This window comes from Actinoallomurus liliacearum (assembly GCF_039542035.1).
In the GTDB taxonomy this organism is placed as follows: Bacteria; Actinomycetota; Actinomycetes; order Streptosporangiales; family Streptosporangiaceae; genus Actinoallomurus; species Actinoallomurus liliacearum.
Map to the genome: position 1 here is coordinate 166,520 of NZ_BAABHJ010000003.1, position 16,267 is coordinate 182,786.

The window sequence follows — 16,267 nt, forward strand, 5'->3', positions numbered from 1 at the left end:
TCGCCATCAGGTGACACCTCCATGGCCGGGCGGGCCGAACAGGTCCGCCAGCTCGGCGCGATCGCCGACACCGAGCCGCTCGTACGCTCTGAGCAGGTGGTTCTCGACCGTGCGGACCGAGAGCCCGAGCCGCTCGGCTATCTCGCGATTGCTCGATCCGGCGACGACGAGCTGGATGATCTGGCGCTGCCGTGCGGTGACCTCAGGGGTCGCCATCGCGGCCAGGGCCGGGGTGCGAGCGCCTTGGCACCTGCGGGCGGTCCGCCACGCCCGGGTGCTCGCCGCGCGTGCCGCCTGGGCACGGCCGGCGGACTCGTGGGCGGCCGCCGCCTGGGCCGCCGCCTCCGCGGCCCACAGGGTCAGGCCGAGCCGTTCGTACTCCGCCGACACGGCGTCCAGCCGGGCGCCATCGCCCGCCGCGGCGGCGTGCCGCGCGCACATCGGCGCGAGGACCCCGTCCACCTGCCGCGCCAGGACCGCGAGCCGGTCGGCGGCACGGCCGGCCGCGCCGAGGCGTACGACGTCGTGCAGCGCGAACATCTCGAACGCCGCCAGGCCGTTCGCCCGCGCGCGTGCGGCGCCCTCGACCGCGACCTCGACGGCCCGGTCGACGTCGCCCCGGGCCGCGTGCACCCAGGCCCGGGCCGACACGGCCGGGAAGTCCGGGGCGAGGTAGGTGGGCAGGGCACGCCGCTCCGCCTCCGCCAGGGCCTCCTCGGCGGCCGGGACGTCGCCGACGAGGGCCAGGGCGTGGGCGAGCTCGCCGAAGCAGAGCCCGGCGAATCCGGCCGGGGCGTCACCGAACCGCGCGACGGCGTCGCGGCACCAGCGGATCGCCGCGCCGACCTCGCCGCGCATGCGGCAGATCTGCCCGCGGACGGCGGCGAGGACCGTGACGCCGGTGTCCCACGTGCCGGACTCGCCGAGCGCGTGGTAGCCGGCGTCGGCCAGCTCCTCGGCCTCGCCGAGATCGCCGGCGACGACGCGGGCCGTCAGGCGCGCCAGGCCGAGCCAGGGAAGGGCGTCCGGAATCTCGTCGCGCCAGTCCCGAACCGTCGCGAGCGCCGCGTTCACCACGGCCGTCGCACGTTCGGTGCGCCCGCTCCACGCGAACGCGTTGCCCTCGACGGCGGACAGGCGGGCGGACACGCGCGGCACCGGTGGGCCCATCGCGCGTACGCGGGCCGTCAGCGCCAGCGACGGTTCGATACGCCCGGAGAGGACCTCGCAGGACGCCTTGACCGCGAGCAGCTCCTGGCGCCACTCCGGGGCGGTGATCGCCGCCTCCGCGGCGTCGAGGACGCGGTAGGCGTCGGCGGCGCGTCCGAGGCCACCGTGGAGCACGCGGGCGAGGGCCGCGGCGACGAGCGCGCGCTCGCGGTCGGTGACCGCCTCGTCGGCCGCCCGGCGTAACGCCGCCTCGGACTCCCCGGGCCGGTCGGCGAAGTGCAGGACGGCCCCCAGCGTGACCGCCGCGTCCACGCCACCACCGATATCCACGGCCGCCCGCCCCAGCCGGATGGCCAGGTCGACGTCGTGCGCGGCCCAGGCCAGCCGGCAGGCCGCGACCATGGGCGCGGCATCGGTCACGCTGTCGCTCTGCAGCCGCCAGACGGCGACGCGCAGCACGTCGTCGCGCCTGCGCAGCCCCGTGGCCTCGGTCGCCTCCGCCAGCGCCCGCAACCGGTTGCGGGCGCGCAGGCCACCGGTCCGCGCGCGGATCACCTCGCCGTACAGCGGATGCGCCAGCCGCGCGAGCCGTCGGCGTCGGTCGACGACCACCATGACGATCTCCCGGTCGACGACGCGCCGTACGGCCGCGGGCGACGTCAGGCCCATGACGATGTCGAGGCCCACCGGCTCGCTGAACGCCACGAGCTCGAGGGCCGCCCGCTCCTCCTCGTCGACCTCGCCGATCCGGCCGCCGATCAGCTCGTACAGCCGTGGCACGACGGGCAGGCCGCCCTTCTGCCGCCACACGCCACGGCTCTCGGTCAGGGCGCCCGCGAGGACGAGCTCGCGCAGGAACAGTGGGTTTCCCTCGGTGATCCGCCACAGGCGCCGCGCGGTCGCCGCCTCCACCTGGCCGCGGACCGAGTGCGCCAGCATCCGCGCCGTCTCGGTCTCCGAGAGCGGTCCGAGCTCCAGCGACGGCACGAGCCCGTTCCGCCACAGTCGCCGGACGTGGGCGGGGACCTCCTCCCCACCGCGGACCGTGGCGAGAAGCCGCGCTCCCCGGGCGACCACGTCGGCCACGAGGGCGGCCGACGCGGGGTCGAGCCGGTGCGCGTCGTCGACGGCCACCACCAGCGTGTTCCGCCCGCTCCGGGCGAGCAGCGCGTCGACCGCCCAGCCGTGGCCGTCGGCGCGACCACCCGCACCGGGACCAGGAGGCAGCAGGTGCGCGAACGCCCCGTAGGGCAGGGCGGACGCGGCCAGGGTCGCCTGTGCCCGGACCACCGTGAACCGGGCCGGGTCCAGCTCGGCGATCACTTCCGCCGCCAGGCGCGTCTTTCCCACGCCGGGCGCGCCCACGATCACGACTCCGCGAGCGGTCCCGTGCGTCAGCAGTGCCCGCACCTTGTCGAGCTGTGCCCCACGGCCGACGAACGGCGAGGGGGACCACATGCACTGATCGTACGTAGCCGAACTCGCTGAGTGACAGAGTGCTGGCCGCATCCGGCCACGGCAGCGGCTCCGGGGGGCACCGGCCGCATCATCGGCTCGGGCCGTCGGTGATCGCCGGGTTCCCGAGTCTTGGCCCGGGTATGAGCCAGACGCGTCTCCGTACGCGAACAGCCGCGATCGAGGGCGGGGATCGGTGATGCCGGAGGATCTGACCACGACGTGTGCGATCTCGGGCGGCGGCCCGGCCGGGATCACGCTCGGCCTGCTCCTGGCCCGCGCCGGGGTGCGGACCACGGTGCTGGAGAAGCACGGCGACTTCCTCCGCGACTTCCGCGGTGACACGGTGCACCCGTCCACGCTGCGGGTGATCGACGAGCTCGGACTGCTGGACGAGCTGGAGGGCCTTCCGCACCGGAAACTGACCACGCTGCGGATCGCGACGGACACCCGGCCGCTGATCGACGCGGACCTCACGCGGTTCACCCGGTGGCGGTACCGCCACATCGCGATGATCCCGCAGTGGGACTTCCTGACCCTGCTGGCCGAGCGCGCGCAGCGGTACCCGACGTTCCGGTTGCGGATGGAGGCCGAGGTCCTCGGCCCGCTCGAACAGGACGGCGCGGTGCGCGGACTGCGCTACCGGGACGCCTCCGGCGAGCACGGGCTACGGGCGGTGCTCACCGTGGCCGCGGACGGCCGCCGGTCCGATCTGCGCAGCGCCGCCGGTATGGTCCCCACCGAGCTCGGCGCGCCGATGGACGTCCTGTGGCTGCGGATCTCCCGGCGACCGGGTGACCCGACCGGCCTCGGCGGCTACATCGGCCGGGGCCAGATGGCCGCGACGATCGACCGCGGGGATTACTGGCAGATCGCCTTCCTCATCCCCAAAGGGTCGTACGAGCGGGTCCGCGGCCAAGGGCTCGAGGCACTGCGGAACCGGCTGGCGGCGCTGGTTCCGTTCCTGGCCGACCGGGTGGGGGAGGTCGACGACTGGGACAGGGTCGCCTTCCTCGAAGTCGGCCTGGACCGGCTCTCACGATGGGACCGGCCGGGTCTGCTCGCCATCGGTGACGCCGCCCACACGATGTCGCCGATCGGCGGCGTCGGCATCAACCTCGCCGTCCAGGACGCGGTCGCGACCGCCAACCTGCTGGCCGACCCGCTGTACCGCGCGCAGGCCGACCCGGCGCGGTTCGACCGCACGCTCAACCCCGGTCTGGTGCGCCGCGTCCAGCGCCGCCGGGCCGTTCCGACGATCGGCACGCAGAGCGTGCAGCGGATCATCCAGCGTTGCGTCGTCGACCAGGCTCTGGGCGACGGGGAACCACGCCTGCCCGCGATCCTCGAGACTCCGAACGGCAGGCGGCTGCTGTCCCAGGTGATGGCCCGGATCATGGTCTACGGTCTGCTGCCGGAGCACGTCCGCACCCCTGAGCGGCGGGCGGGGACACCCGTCGACGACACCGCTCTCCGGCATTAGGACAGAGTCTTGCGGTTCGCCTCTGACCAGGGGGTATGCAGGGAGGGTGCGACGGTTGAGGGCTGACAGTCCGGTCCGCTCGCGGTCGTGGTGGCGGGGCCGCGCACCGCTGGTGCCGGCATTCGCGCTGATCCTGGTGATCGGAGCGGCCGACTTCGTCAACGGACCCATGGTCCACCTGGGCCCGCTGTTCAGCGTGGCGACGGCGACGACGGCCTGCTTCGCCGGCCCGAGTGAGGTCGCGATCATCGGGATGGTGGCGATCACGTCGTACGTGGTCGTGGGCGTCTCGGAGACGTGGCGCGGGGTCGCGGAGTACGAGATGCAGTTGTCCTCGCTGATCATGATCATGGGCGTGATGATGTTCGTGTCCGCGCTGCGGCAGCGGAACCGGCGAGAGCTGACGATCGTGCGCTCGGTCGCCGAGACGGCTCAACGGGTGCTGATGCGCCCCCTGCCCGTACGGCTCGGTCCGCTGCGCATCGCGTCGCTGTACCTGACCGCCGAGCAGGAGGCGAGGATCGGCGGCGACCTCTTCGGGGCGGCGCGCATCGTCGGGGGCACCCGATTGATCATCGGGGACGTCCGGGGCAAGGGCCTGGCCGCCGTCGACACCGCCGCCCTGGTGGTCGGGGCGTTCTGGGCGGCCGCCCACCAGCGGTCGCCGCTCTGCGAACTGCTCACCTTCCTCGACGGCGCCGCCGCCGTCGAGCCGACCTCGTGCGACGACCCCGGCTGGGCGGAACGGTTCGTCACCGCCGCCGTTCTGGACATCCCCGACGAGGAGCCGCGCGTACACGTCGCGAACCGCGGGCATCCGCCGCCCCTGCTCCTGGCCCGGGGGAAGGTCACGGAACTGGCCGCCGGCCGGCCCGCGCCGCCGCTCGGCCTGGGGGACCTGGCCCCGGTCGAAGCCGAGGTCGACACCTTCCCCTTCGGCCACGGCGACGTCCTGTTCCTCTACACCGACGGCGTGATCGAGGCCCGCGACGTCGCCGGCGAGTTCTACCCCCTCCAGGAGCGGCTGCGGCGCTGGCGCGAGGACGATCCCGAACGGCTCGTCGAGCGCCTGCACGAGGACCTGTGCGCGTACACCGACGAACGCCTGGACGACGACGTCGCCATCATCGCGGTCAGACGGGCACCCGCATAGGCGACCGGTGCCCAGGCGGACACCCGAATAGCCGGCCGGCGCCGCGCCTCGCCCGTCGGATCACGGCCCACGTCCTGCGCCGGACCACCGGCGCCCGCCGGCAGCGCCGCCCGGACGGGGCGTCCGTCCCGGTGTCGGCGCGTACGAGGGGGTAGGCAGGGATGGTGCGAGGGTTCAGGAACGGCTGTTCGGTCCGTCCGTGGACATGGTGGCAGGGCCATGCGCTGGTGCTGCTGCCACTGTCGCTGGTCGTGCTGATCGTGGTGGCCGACATCGCGGCCGGGCCGCAGATCCACCTGGGCCCGCTGCTCATCGTGGCGCCGGCGCTCACGGCGTCCTTCGCCGGACCGGTGGAGGTCGCGCTGATCGGGTCGGTGGCCATCGGCGCCGAACTGATCATCGGCACGGCCGACCGCTGGCGCGGGGTCGCGGAGTACGAGAGCCACCTGTTCTCGCTCGTCTTCGTCTCGGTCCTGATCGTGTTCTTCTCCGCCGCCCGGCAGCGGCATCAGCGTGAGCTGGCGATCGTGCGCTCGGTCGCCGAGACGGCCCAGCGGGCACTGATGCGCCCCCTGCCCGAGCGGGTCGGACCGCTGCGCATCGCATCGCTGTACCTGACCGCCCAGCAGGAGGCCAGGATCGGGGGCGACCTGTACGGCGCGGCGCGCATCGTCGGGGGCACCCGATTGATCATCGGGGACGTCCGGGGCAAGGGCCTGACCGCCGTCGACAGCGCCGCCCTGGTCATCGGGGCGTTCTGCGCGGCCGCCCATCAGCGGGCGCCGCTCCGTGATCTGCTCACCTTCCTGGACGGCGCCGCGTCCGTCGAGCTCACCGCGTCGCGCGACGGCGAGCAGTGGTCGGGGGAAGAGAACTTCGTGACCGCCGCCGTGCTGGACATCCCCGACGAGGAGCCGTGCGTGCACGTCGTGAACCGCGGGCATCCGCCGCCCCTGCTGCTGGCGGGCGGTCAGGTCAGAGAGCTCGGGGCGACCAGGCCCGCGCCGCCGCTCGGCCTGGGGGAGCTGGCCGCGGCCGACGCCCACGTCGACACGTTTCCCTTCCGGCGCGGCGACCTGCTGCTCCTGTACACCGACGGCGTGATCGAGTGCCGCGACGCCGGTGGCGCGTTCTATCCCCTCCGGGAGCGCCTGCTCACGTGGGAGGAGGACGATCCGGCGCGGCTCGTCGAGCGCCTGCACGAGGACCTGTGCGCGTACGCGGGGGACAGCCTGGATGACGACGTCGCCGTGATCGCCGTCAAGCGGACGCTCGGGTAGGGGTTGGCGGTGGCGGAGCCCGTCATTAAGGTGACGACATATGAGCAATCGTTCAGATGATCGGGCGGTCGTCGGTCTCGAGTCGTGCGCGGTACGCGTGGTCGACCCCGGCCGCGTCGCGACCGTGTGCGCGTCGATGCCGCCGGCGAACGACGTCGCCGAGGTCGCCGACGTGTTCGGGCTGCTCGCCGATCCCGGCCGGCTGAAGGTCCTGGTCGCGTTGCTGGAGGGCGAGATGTGCGTCTGCGACCTGGCCGCGGTCGCCGGCACCAGCGAGTCGGCCGTCTCCCACCACCTGCGGTTGCTCCGCGCCCACCGGGTCGTCCAGGCGCGCCGGTCCGGGCGGATGGCGTACTACCGGCTCGCCGACGCGCACGTGCGCATGCTGCTGGACGTGGCGCTCACCCACATCGGCCACGCCCCGGCCGCCGCCCACCCCGAACGCCAGGAGAGCGAGGGAGACGTGACATGAGGGCCCACGACGCGCACCCCGACGGTCACGACCAGTCCCGGCCCGCCCACGGCCACGCGGGCCACACCCACGGCGTCAGCGAGAACGCCGACTCGCGCCTGCTGAGCGGGGCGCTCGGCCTGATCGTCGCGTTCATGGCCGGGGAGGTCGCCGTCGGTGTGGTGGCGCGCTCCCTGGCGCTGATCTCCGACGCGGCGCACATGCTGACCGACGCCGCGTCCATCGTCCTGGCGCTGGTGGCGATGCGGCTGGCCGCCAAGCCGCCGCGGGGCGGTTACACGTACGGCTTGAAGCGTGCCGAGATCCTGTCCGCGCAGGCCAACGGGCTCTCCCTGCTGCTGTTGTCGGCGTGGCTCACCTATGAGGCGATCCGGCGGCTGGTCAGCCCGCCGCAGGTGACCGGCGGCCTCGTGCTGGCCACCGCGCTGGTCGGCATCGTCGTCAACGTCGGCGCCACCTGGCTGATCTCCCGGGCCGACCGCACCAGCCTCAACGTCGAGGGCGCCTTCCGGCACATCCTCACCGACGCGTACGCCTTCATCGCCACGGCCGTCGCCGGCCTGGTCATGATGGTGACCGGATTCGCCCGCGCGGACGCGATCGCCTCGCTCGTTGTGGTGGTGCTGATGGTCAAGGCGGGGCTGGGGCTGGTGCGCGAGTCGGGACGGATCTTCCTCGAGGCGGCCCCCGCCGGCGTCTCCCCGGAGCAGGTCGGCAGGGCCCTCGCCGGGCGTCCCTACGTCACCGAGGTGCACGACCTGCACATCTGGCAGATCACGGCGGGGATGACCGCGGCGTCCGCGCACGTCCTCGTCGCCCCGGGGGAGGACTGCCACGCGGTACGCGCCGATCTCGAGGCGGTGCTGGCGGAGTCGTACGAGATCACCCACACGACGCTTCAGGTCGACCACAACCCCGATCCGCTGCTGTCGATCGGTCCGCGTCCGGAGGATCACTGCGGAGACTCCCACGGACCCGTGCACCGGCCCGGACCCGAGCGCGCCCCCGGCGCGTGAGCCGCGGGCCGGACGGCCCTCAGGCGTCGTAGTCCAGGCCGACGCGCTCGGACAGCGGCGTCGACTGGCAGGTGAGCACGAAGCCGGCGTCGACCTCCGCCTCCTCGAGGGCGAAGTTGCGCCGCATGTGGACCTTGCCGTCGGTGACCCTGGCCCGGCAGGTGCCGCAGACGCCGCCCTTACAGGCGAACGGCAGGTCGGGCCGGACCCGCTGCATCGCGTCCAGCAGCGGCGTGTCACGCGGCACGGCGGCCGTCGTCGTGCGGCCGTCCAGGAGGATCGTCACCTCGCTGGTGGCCCCGTCGGGAGCGGCGTCCTCGTGGCGGACCGGCGCGGGCGGCACGTCGTCGACGAAGAACAGCTCCCGGTGCACCCGGCCCGCCGGGACGCCCGCCCGGTCGAGTACGGCCCGCAGGTCCTCGACCATCGCGTACGGCCCGCACAGCCACCAGTGCGCCACGTCCCGGACGGGGGGCAGCAGCGCGCCCAGCGCGGTGAACTTCGCCGCGTCCAGCCGTCCGGTGAACAGCTCGGTCTCCAGCGGCTCGCGGGACAGGACGTGGACGAGCTCCAGGCGCTCGAGGTGGCGGTCCTTCAGGTCGGCCAGCTCGTCGGCGAACATCACGGTGTCCGCGCGCCGGTTCGCGTACAGCAGGGTCGCGGTGGCCGCGGGGTCGCGCAGGACGGTGGCGGCGATCGACAGGACGGGCGTGATGCCGGACCCCGCCGCGACGAAGACGTGGTGGCCCGCCGTGTCGTCGCCGGGGGTGAACCCGCCGGTGGGCGGCCCGACCTCGAGCTCGTCACCGGGGCGGACCTCCCGTACGAGCCAGGAGGAGAACAGCCCGTCCGGGACCTCCCGGACCCCGATGCGAAGGGCGGCGCCCTCGGCCGCGCAGATGGAGTACGACCGTCGCTCCTGCCGGCCGTCGACCTCGCGGCGCAACGTCAGCGACTGGCCGGCGCGGAAGGCGTACGCGTCGCCGAGCTCCGGCGGAACGTCGAACGTCACCGCCACCGCGTCGGCGCACAGCCGCTCCACCGAGGCGACCCGAAGGCGGTGGAACCCTCCGCGCGCCCGCGCGGGCGCCGGTGTGCTGACGGTCACCTAGATCTCCTTGACGTGCTCGAACGGTTCGAGACAGGCACGGCACCGGCGCAGCGCCCGGCAGGCGGTCGCGCCGAACGCCGAGGTCTCCTCGGTGTCCGCGGACCCGCAGCGCGGGCACCGGACGGCGCGCACGGTCGGACCGAGGCGGAGCGGGATCGGCCCCTCCCCACGGCGCGGGGCGGCGCCGGGCGGCGCGATGCCGGCCTCGGCGAGCCTGCGGCGGCCCGCCGCGCTGATCCAGTCGGTGCTCCACGGCGGGTGCAGGACGGTGCGCACCTCGACCTCCTCGTGGCCCGCCGCCCGCAGCGCGCGGACCAGGTCGGCGCGCATGGCGTCCATCGCGGGACAGCCGGAGTAGGTCGGGGTGATGGTCACGACGACCCGGCCGTCCTCCGCGGTCACGTCGCGCAGCACGCCGAGGTCGGCGAGCGTGAGCATGGGCAGCTCCGGGTCGGTGACCGTCTCGGCCACCGCCCGCGCGTCCGCCGTCGCGGTCACCACGTCGCCTCCGGGTGCGCGCGGGCCACGCTCTGCAGCTCGGCGAGCAGCGGCGCGAGGGCCTCGGTGTGCGAGCCCCGCCGCCCGCCCGGGGCCGGCGGCACGTCGGGGCGGCGCAGGGTCGCCGCCTTGAGGACCTGGTCGAGGACGGCGTCGAACTCCGCGCGCAGGGCGGCCGGGTCCACCCCGACGCCCGAGCGGGCCAGGCGCTCCTCGACCTCGTGCGGCGCGAAGAGCTCCTCGACCAGCGGCCAGACCCGGTCGAGCCCGGCCTGCGTCCGCCGGTGCGACTCGTCGGTGCCGTCGCCGAGCCGCACCGCCCACTGGGCGGCGTGGTCGCGGTGGTAGGCGACCTCCTTGACACCCTTGGCGGCGATCGCGGCGAGGACCGGGTCGCGGGAGGGGATCAGGCGCTGCAGCAGGGCGAGCCGCCAGGTGGCGAACACCAGCAGCCGGGCGACCAGGTCTCCGAAGTCGCCGCGCGGAGGCTCGACGAGCCGTACGTTGCCGAACTCCTCCGGCGCGCGGAAGTAGGCGTAGTCGTCCTCGCCACGGCCGGTGCCGTCGGCGTGGCCCGCGCGGGCGTAGAGCATGCGCGTCTGGCCGAGCAGGTCGAGCCCGATGTTGGCCAGCGCGACCTCCTCCTCGAGGTCCGGCGCGTTCGTGCACCACTCCTGCAGCCGGTGCGACATGATCAGGGCGTCGTCGCCGAGCATCAGGCAGTAGGCGGCCAGGTCGGCGCGGTCGACGTCCGGCGGGACGGTGGTGTCGACTCCGGCCAGGGGGTCGGCGAAGCCGGTGCCGAACGCCCACCGGGCGTCGCCGTCCCCGGTCAGGGCCTCGTAGACGTTGTCGAAGGACATGGCGCTCCGATCACATGTGCGGCACGTCGTCGGGGATGTCGTAGAAGGTCGGGTGCCGATAGACCTTGTCCGCCGACGGCGCGAAGAACGGGTCCTTCTCGTCCGGGCTGGAGGCCGCGATGTGCGACGCCTTCACCACCCAGATGCTCACGCCCTCGTTGCGACGGGTGTACAGGTCCCGCGCGTTGCGCAGCGCCATCTCGTCATCGGGCGCGTGCAGCGAGCCGACGTGCACGTGGTTCAGCCCGCGCTTCCCCCGCACGAACACCTCGTACAGATCGTTCATGAGCTCCTCCGTTTCGCGGCGTGGGCGGCGGCGGCCTCGCGCACCCACGCGCCGTCCTCGTGGGCGCGGCGCCGCCGGGCGACGCGCTCGGCGTTGCACGGGCCGTCGCCGCGCAGCACCCGCTTGAACTCGTCCCAGTCGATCGGGCCGAAGTCGTGGTGGCCGCGCTCGGCGTTCCACGTGAGGTCGGGGTCGGGGAGCGTGACGCCCAGCGCGTCGGCCTGCGGCACCGTCATGTCGACGAACCGCTGGCGCAGTTCGTCGTTGGTGTGCCGCTTGACCTTCCAGGCCATCGACTGCGCGGTGTTCGGCGAGTCCTGGTCGGGCGGGCCGAACATCATCAGGCTCGGCCACCACCAGCGGTCCACCGCGTCCTGCACCATGGCCCGCTGCGCGTCGGTGCCGCGCATCATCGTCATCAGCAGCTCATAGCCCTGCCGCTGGTGGAACGACTCCTCCTTGCAGATGCGGATCATCGCCCGGGCGTACGGGCCGTACGAGCTGCGGCACAGCGGCACCTGGTTGCAGATCGCGGCCCCGTCGACGAGCCAGCCGATCACCCCGACATCGGCGTACGTCAGCGTCGGGTAGTTGAAGATCGAGGAGTACTTCTGCCGCCGCTCGATCAACCGGATCGTCAGGTCGGCCCGGTCGACGCCCAGCGTCTCGGCGGCGGAGTAGAGGTACAGGCCGTGACCCGCCTCGTCCTGCACCTTGGCGAGGAGGATCGCCTTGCGCCGCAGCGAGGGCGCGCGGGTGATCCAGTCGCCCTCCGGCTGCATGCCGATGATCTCCGAGTGCGCGTGCTGCGCGATCTGGCGGATCATCGTGGCGCGGTAGGCGTCCGGCATCCAGTCGCGCGGCTCGATCCGCTGGTCGCGCTCGATCGTGTGCTCGAAGTGCCGGCCCAGGCTCTCCTCGGCGACGGCCGTCATGAGATCTCCTTCGCGACCAGGGTGAGCACGTCGTACTTGGCCACCGACTCCCCGGTCTGGTTGGTCACGTCGGCGTCCCAGCGCACCTCGCCGTAGTCGGCGTTCGCGCGCGGGGTGATCTGCTTGGCGGTCAGCGTCACGGTCAGCTCGTCGCCGGGCTTCACCGGGGTGAGGAACCGGAGGTTCTCCAGGCCGTAGTTGGCCAGGACGGGCCCGGGCTCCGGGGAGACGAACAGCCCGGCGGCCAGCGACACGACCAGGTAGCCGTGGGCGACGATTCCGCCGAACAGCGGGTTCGCCCGGGCCGCCTCCTCGTCGGTGTGCGCGTAGAACGTGTCGCCGGTGAACTCGGCGAAGTGGTCGATGTCCTCGAGCGTGACCGCGCGGGGCCCGGCGGTCACCGCGTCGCCGACCCGCAGCTCCGCGAGGGACTTGCGGAACGGGTGCACGCCCTCGCCCGTGCCGGACACGTGCGTACGCCTCGGGGCGCCCGCGACCCAGCGGCCGGTCACCGCGCTCAGCGTCTTCGGGTCGCCCTGGACGGCGGTGCGCTGCATGTGGTGCAGCACGCCGCGCAGGCCGCCCATCTCCTCGCCGCCGCCCGCGCGGCCCGGCCCGCCGTGCACGAGGCCGGGCAGCGGCGAGCCGTGCCCGGTGGACTCCTTCGCGTCGTCCCGGTCGAGGACGAGCAGCCGGCCGTGCCACGGCGCGAGGCCGAGCACGATCTGCCGGGCGAAGCCGGTGTCGGCGGTGACGACGGACCCGGCGAGGCTGCCCCGGCCGCGCGCGGCCAGCTCGATCGCCTGCTCGGCCGAGTCGTACGGCAGCAGCGTCGCCACCGGCCCGAACGCCTCCACCTCGTGCGGCTCGGCGCGGTCGGGGTCGTCGCAGCGCAGCAGCATGGGGGAGACGAAGGCGCCCCGGTCGGCGTCGGCGCCGACCACGTCGACGTGGTCGGGGTCGCCGAAGATCAGGTGAGCGGCGCCGCGCAGCGCCTTGACCGCCCGGCGGACCTCCTCCCGCTGGTCGAGGCTGGCGAGGGCCCCCATCCGTACGTCCTCGCGGGACGGGTCGCCGACGGTGACCTTGGCCAGCCGCTCGGACACCGCCGCCGCGACGTCGTCCATCAGCTCGGCCGGGACGAGGGCACGCCGGATCGCGGTGCACTTCTGCCCCGCCTTCACCGTCATCTCGGTGACGAGCTGCTTGACGTACAGGTCGAACTCCGGCGTGCCGGGCCGGGCGTCCGGCCCGAGGATCGAGCAGTTGAGCGAGTCGGCCTCGGCGGTGAACCGCGCGGCCTCGGCGACGATCGCCGGGTGTGCGCGGAGCTTGCGCGCGGTGGCGGCCGAGCCGGTGAACGCGACCAGGTCCTGGCCGGTCACGTGGTCGAGCAGGTCACCGGGCGGGCCGCAGACGAGCTGTACGGCGCCGTCCGGCAGCAGCCCGGAGTCGACGATCAGCCGGACCAGCCGCTCGGTGAGGTACGCGGTCTGCTCCGCCGGCTTGATCAGGCTCGGCATCCCGGCCAGGAACGCCGGGGCGAGCTTCTCCAGCGGCCCCCACACGGGGAAGTTGAACGCGTTGATCTGGACGGCGACGCCGCGCAGCGGGGTGCAGACGTGCTGTCCGACGAACGTGCCGCCCTTGCCCAGCGGCTCGACGGGCCCATCGACGTAGACCGTGTCGTTCGGCAGCTCGCGGCGGCCCCGGCTCGCGTACGCGAACAGCACGCCGATGCCGCCGTCCACGTCGAAGCGCGAGTCGTTCAGCGTGGCGCCGGTCCGGGCCGACAGCGCGTAGAGCTCCTCGCGGTGCTCGCGCAGGTGTGAGGCGAGCGCCTTCAGCAGGGCCGCGCGCTGGTGGAAGGTGAGCTCGCGCAGCGCCGGCCCGCCGACGCGGCGGCCGTAGTCCAGGGCGGCGGCCATGTCTATCCCCGCCGTGGAGACGCGGGCGATCTCCTCGCCGGTCGCCGCGTCGTGCAGCGGGATGCCCTCGCCCGTCGGCGCCTGCCACCGGCCGCCGACGTAACTGTGCAGTGCGGTCATGGAGCCGGCCTCCAGATCGATTTACTGACCGAACGGTAGGTAATTCATGCTACCGTTCTCCCATGGCAGAGGGAAGGGGGCGGCCGGGTGGCCGCTCGGCCGCGTCGTCCGGAGCGCGGCAGACCCGGCGCGGTCGGCCCGGCTACGACCGGGAGTCCCTGCTGCGGGTCGCGGTCGGCCTGTTCAACGAGCGCGGCTTCGACGGCACGAGCATGGACGACCTCGCCCGCGAGCTCGGCGTCACCAAGGCCGCGATCTACCACCACGTGTCGAGCAAGCAGGAGCTGCTGCGGCTGGCCACAGGCCGTGCCCTCGACGGGCTGTTCGCGCTGGTCGACGAGCTCGACTCCGTGCCCGGGCGCGCCGTCGACCGCCTCGAGCACCTCGTCCGGGGCAGTGTGACGGTCCTGGTCGACCGGCTGCCCTTCGTCACGCTGCTGCTGCGGGTGCGCGGCAACACCCAGGTCGAGCGGGACGCGCTCGAGCGGCGTCGGGAGTTCGACCGCATCGTGGCCGGGCTCGTCGCCGACGCCGTCGCCGACGGCGACCTGCGGAGCGACGTCGACCCGGCCACCACCGCCCGCCTGCTCTTCGGCCTGGTCAACTCGCTGATCGAGTGGTACCGCCCGCACGGCCACATCGGCGGCCCCGACCTCGCGGACGCCGTCGCGACGGTCGCCTTCGACGGCCTCCGCACCCGTAAACCCTGACCCGCTCGCCCAGGCACACCGGCGCGTACCGAAATCTCGGTGAACGCGGTCGCGAACCGTAGCAAACCGCCTCGGATTGTCGGCTGGAAGCGGCTTTCACCGAGCCTTTCGTCCGGTGCGACGGGCGGACGCCTTCACCCCGTAGGCGTTCGGCACGCATCCGAGCCCGGGACGCCCGAGGGCGGGGTGACCGGTCGGCCGCCATCGTCCAGGCGCTCGCGGTGGGCTCGGGCCGTGGCCATCAGCCCGTCCAGGGACTCCCGGGTGCGTTCAAGGTCGGCGATGTGCTGGGAGAGCCGGTCACGCTCCTGCGCCATCCGCTCCAGCGCGAGGTCGGCGTGCTTCTCGCTGGGCGCGTCGACGCACGGCATCAGTTCCAGGATGGTGCGGCTGGACAGGCCCGCGGCGTACAGCCGCTGGAGGAACCTCACCCGGTCGACGTCGTCCTCCCTGTAATGCCGCTGTCCGCTGGCGCTGCGGGTGCTGACGAGCAGGCCCTGCTCCTCGTAGTAGCGCAGCGACCGGACGCTGACCCCGGCCCGCGCGGCGAGATCCCCGATGCGCATGTCGTCGTCCTTCCGGTTGTGACGCTCGGCACAACTCTTGCCTCTGACGTCAATGTCAGGTTTTAGCGTAGCCCCGGTGCTCGAGGTTCGGGCACCGCACAGCGAAGGAGACCTGAGATGACGACCCTTTTCGACCCTTACCGGCTCGGCGACCTGGCGCTGCCCAACCGGGTGGTGATGGCGCCGATGACGCGGGTGCGGGCCGCCGCCGGCGGTCTGGCGACACCGTCGATGGCGACGTACTACGCCCAGCGGGCGACGGCCGGGCTGATCATCAGTGAGGGCGTGCAGCCGAGCCTGATCGGGCAGTCCAATCCCGGCACGCCGGGGCTGCACACCGATGAGCAGGTGGCGTCCTGGCGTCCCGTGACCGGGGCCGTGCACGCCAACGGCGGGCGGATCTTCGCTCAGATCATGCACGGCGGGCGGGTCTCGCATCCCGACACCACCGGCCTGCATCCGGTGGGGCCCTCGGCCGTCCCCGCCGCCGGCGACGTGTTCACCCCGACCGGACCGCAGCCCGCACCGGTCCCGCGCGCCCTGGAGACCGCCGAGGTGCCCGAGCACGCCCGGTCGTACGCCGAGGCGGCCCGCCGGGCCGTCGACGCCGGCTTCGACGGCGTCGAACTGCACGGCGCCAACGGGTACCTGATCTCCCAGTTCCTCTCGTCCAACGCCAACCTGCGCACGGACCGCTACGGCGGCTCGGTGGCCGATCGGATCCGGTTCGCCGTCGAGGCGGTGGCCGCGACCGTCGAGGCCGTCGGCGCGGCGAGGACCGGCATCCGTCTCTCCCCGGGCGGGACGTTCTGGGGAGTCGCGGAGGCGGACGTGCCCGAGCTCTACAGCGCGCTGCTGACCGAGTTGGCCCGCTTCGAAATCGCCTACGTCCACCTCGAGGCCACCGCCGACGAGGACGTGCTGGTCGGCCTGCGCCGTGCGTGGCCGGGCACCCTGATCATGAACCCGGTGCTCCCGCTGGGACCGAAGCAGACCGGCCGGGCGGACGCCGACCACTGGCTCGGGCTCGGCGCCGAGCTGATCAGCTTCGGCCGCGCCTTCATCGCCAACCCCGACCTGGTCGAGCGGCTGCGCCTCGGAGTGCCGATCGCCCCCGTCGACGAGGCCACGGCCTATCAGGGCGGCGACGCCGGCTACCTGACCTACCCGGCCTACCAGCACACGGCCTGACGCCCTCCGCGGTCAGGGGCCCGGTCTATC

Annotated in this window: 15 protein-coding genes; 7 read left to right on the forward strand and 8 right to left on the reverse strand. The window is 73.6% G+C overall.

From position 1 onward, the window contains the following. Positions 1-6 precede the first annotated feature (6 nt). Positions 7-2,628, reverse strand: a complete 2,622-nt coding sequence (locus ABD978_RS06670; RefSeq protein WP_345350026.1) for a LuxR C-terminal-related transcriptional regulator — start codon at positions 2,626-2,628, stop codon at positions 7-9. Positions 2,629-2,824: 196 nt separating this feature from the next. On the opposite strand from ABD978_RS06670, the gene ABD978_RS06675 reads away from it, so the two are divergent. The 5 genes from ABD978_RS06675 (at position 2,825) to ABD978_RS06695 (ending at position 8,029) form a co-directional block, all read left to right on the forward strand. Further along, positions 2,825-4,108, forward strand: a complete 1,284-nt coding sequence (locus tag ABD978_RS06675) for an FAD-dependent oxidoreductase (RefSeq protein ID WP_345350029.1) — start codon at positions 2,825-2,827, stop codon at positions 4,106-4,108. A gap of 55 nt (positions 4,109-4,163) precedes the next feature. Further along, positions 4,164-5,261 carry a PP2C family protein-serine/threonine phosphatase gene (locus tag ABD978_RS06680; protein ID WP_345350032.1) on the forward strand — a complete coding sequence of 366 codons (1,098 nt, stop codon included), beginning with the start codon at positions 4,164-4,166 and terminating at the stop codon, positions 5,259-5,261. A 227-nt stretch (positions 5,262-5,488) separates the two neighbouring features. Next, entirely contained in the window at positions 5,489-6,541 is a 1,053-nt protein-coding gene (locus ABD978_RS06685) for a PP2C family protein-serine/threonine phosphatase (protein WP_345350035.1), read from the forward strand. Between the two features lie 40 nt (positions 6,542-6,581). Beyond that, positions 6,582-7,013 (forward strand): ArsR/SmtB family transcription factor, encoded by a 432-nt coding sequence (locus ABD978_RS06690; RefSeq protein ID WP_345350037.1) that lies wholly within the window; start codon positions 6,582-6,584, stop codon positions 7,011-7,013. Then, positions 7,010-8,029 carry a cation diffusion facilitator family transporter gene (locus ABD978_RS06695; RefSeq protein WP_345350039.1) on the forward strand — a complete coding sequence of 340 codons (1,020 nt, stop codon included), beginning with the start codon at positions 7,010-7,012 and terminating at the stop codon, positions 8,027-8,029. The genes ABD978_RS06690 and ABD978_RS06695 overlap by 4 nt, the downstream gene beginning before the upstream one ends. A 19-nt stretch (positions 8,030-8,048) precedes the next feature. Here the strand turns inward: ABD978_RS06695 and paaE are convergent, their stop codons facing one another. Genes paaE through paaZ form a run of 6 tightly spaced genes read right to left on the reverse strand, consistent with a single transcriptional unit; the run spans position 8,049 to position 13,770 of the window. Further along, positions 8,049-9,137 carry a 1,2-phenylacetyl-CoA epoxidase subunit PaaE gene (gene paaE / locus ABD978_RS06700; protein WP_345350042.1) on the reverse strand — a complete coding sequence of 363 codons (1,089 nt, stop codon included), beginning with the start codon at positions 9,135-9,137 and terminating at the stop codon, positions 8,049-8,051. Further along, positions 9,138-9,641 carry a 1,2-phenylacetyl-CoA epoxidase subunit PaaD gene (paaD, locus tag ABD978_RS06705; protein ID WP_345350045.1) on the reverse strand — a complete coding sequence of 168 codons (504 nt, stop codon included), beginning with the start codon at positions 9,639-9,641 and terminating at the stop codon, positions 9,138-9,140. Continuing rightward, complete coding sequence (gene paaC / locus ABD978_RS06710; RefSeq protein WP_345350048.1) at positions 9,635-10,501, reverse strand: 1,2-phenylacetyl-CoA epoxidase subunit PaaC; 867 nt, start codon at positions 10,499-10,501, stop codon at positions 9,635-9,637. Before paaC ends, paaD begins: the two co-directional genes overlap by 7 nt. A gap of 10 nt (positions 10,502-10,511) precedes the next feature. Beyond that, a complete protein-coding gene (gene paaB, locus ABD978_RS06715; protein ID WP_345350051.1) occupies positions 10,512-10,787 on the reverse strand; it encodes a 1,2-phenylacetyl-CoA epoxidase subunit PaaB in 276 nt (91 codons plus the stop codon). Further along, on the reverse strand, positions 10,784-11,722 hold the full coding sequence (gene paaA / locus ABD978_RS06720; RefSeq protein WP_345350054.1) for a 1,2-phenylacetyl-CoA epoxidase subunit PaaA: 939 nt from the start codon (positions 11,720-11,722) through the stop codon (positions 10,784-10,786). Before paaA ends, paaB begins: the two co-directional genes overlap by 4 nt. Then, on the reverse strand, positions 11,719-13,770 hold the full coding sequence (paaZ, locus tag ABD978_RS06725; protein WP_345350057.1) for a phenylacetic acid degradation bifunctional protein PaaZ: 2,052 nt from the start codon (positions 13,768-13,770) through the stop codon (positions 11,719-11,721). The genes paaA and paaZ overlap by 4 nt, the downstream gene beginning before the upstream one ends. A gap of 62 nt (positions 13,771-13,832) precedes the next feature. Between paaZ and ABD978_RS06730 the strand changes: the two genes are divergently transcribed. Next, positions 13,833-14,480, forward strand: coding sequence for a TetR/AcrR family transcriptional regulator (locus tag ABD978_RS06730; protein ID WP_345350060.1), 648 nt, complete (start codon positions 13,833-13,835; stop codon positions 14,478-14,480). 134 nt (positions 14,481-14,614) lie between these two features. On the opposite strand, the gene ABD978_RS06735 is transcribed toward ABD978_RS06730, so the two are convergent. Further along, on the reverse strand, positions 14,615-15,046 hold the full coding sequence (locus ABD978_RS06735) for a MerR family transcriptional regulator (RefSeq protein WP_345350063.1): 432 nt from the start codon (positions 15,044-15,046) through the stop codon (positions 14,615-14,617). A gap of 117 nt (positions 15,047-15,163) precedes the next feature. Between ABD978_RS06735 and ABD978_RS06740 the strand changes: the two genes are divergently transcribed. Then, positions 15,164-16,237 carry an alkene reductase gene (locus ABD978_RS06740; RefSeq protein WP_345350066.1) on the forward strand — a complete coding sequence of 358 codons (1,074 nt, stop codon included), beginning with the start codon at positions 15,164-15,166 and terminating at the stop codon, positions 16,235-16,237. Positions 16,238-16,267 lie beyond the last annotated feature (30 nt).

Excerpts from the sequence above, each read along its gene's own strand:
- ABD978_RS06670 (WP_345350026.1), bottom strand. The coding sequence starts at position 2,628 with ATGTGGTCCCCCTCGCCGTTCGTCGGCCGTGGGGCACAGCTCGACAAG.
- ABD978_RS06675 (WP_345350029.1), top strand. The coding sequence starts at position 2,825 with ATGCCGGAGGATCTGACCACGACGTGTGCGATCTCGGGCGGCGGCCCG.
- ABD978_RS06690 (WP_345350037.1), top strand. The coding sequence starts at position 6,582 with ATGAGCAATCGTTCAGATGATCGGGCGGTCGTCGGTCTCGAGTCGTGC.
- ABD978_RS06695 (WP_345350039.1), top strand. The coding sequence starts at position 7,010 with ATGAGGGCCCACGACGCGCACCCCGACGGTCACGACCAGTCCCGGCCC.
- paaC (WP_345350048.1), bottom strand. The coding sequence starts at position 10,501 with ATGTCCTTCGACAACGTCTACGAGGCCCTGACCGGGGACGGCGACGCC.
- paaB (WP_345350051.1), bottom strand. The coding sequence starts at position 10,787 with ATGAACGATCTGTACGAGGTGTTCGTGCGGGGGAAGCGCGGGCTGAAC.
- paaA (WP_345350054.1), bottom strand. The coding sequence starts at position 11,722 with ATGACGGCCGTCGCCGAGGAGAGCCTGGGCCGGCACTTCGAGCACACG.
- paaZ (WP_345350057.1), bottom strand. The coding sequence starts at position 13,770 with ATGACCGCACTGCACAGTTACGTCGGCGGCCGGTGGCAGGCGCCGACG.
- ABD978_RS06730 (WP_345350060.1), top strand. The coding sequence starts at position 13,833 with ATGGCAGAGGGAAGGGGGCGGCCGGGTGGCCGCTCGGCCGCGTCGTCC.
- ABD978_RS06735 (WP_345350063.1), bottom strand. The coding sequence starts at position 15,046 with ATGCGCATCGGGGATCTCGCCGCGCGGGCCGGGGTCAGCGTCCGGTCG.
- ABD978_RS06740 (WP_345350066.1), top strand. The coding sequence starts at position 15,164 with ATGACGACCCTTTTCGACCCTTACCGGCTCGGCGACCTGGCGCTGCCC.